This is a genomic window from Mesorhizobium sp. M8A.F.Ca.ET.165.01.1.1 (assembly GCF_004792065.1).
Taxonomy (GTDB): domain Bacteria; phylum Pseudomonadota; class Alphaproteobacteria; order Rhizobiales; family Rhizobiaceae; genus Mesorhizobium.
In genome coordinates this window covers 1-282 of the sequence record NZ_SRTH01000264.1, presented here as the reverse complement: position 1 = coordinate 282, position 282 = coordinate 1, and the positions used below count along the sequence as shown (strand labels likewise).

At 67.4% G+C, this 282-nt stretch carries 1 pseudogene; it reads right to left on the bottom strand.

Going from position 1 to position 282, the window contains the following annotated elements:
• A pseudogene (locus EN808_RS36730) lies at positions 1–282 on the bottom strand (hypothetical protein); the annotation flags it as partial.

The window sequence follows — 282 nt, the reverse complement described above, 5'->3', positions numbered from 1 at the left end:
GGCGCGGCGCAGCCGCCGATAGCCGTTCGAAACGGCTTCGGCCGCGAACAGCCAGACCACGCAGGCATACCAGCCGACCGAGATCGCCACCATCAGCACGACCGATGCGACCCCCAGCGTCAGCGAGGGCTGCGCCGGCAAGGCGACGGCAAAGACGCTGGCCACCGAAAGCGCTGAACGTGCATTGGCGAGGCTGGTCGCAAGGCCAATCCAGAAGGCGCGCCAAGTCGAAAATCCCCTGGAATCGACGGCCAATGCGCCGTCGGCCTCACTGCGCCTCTC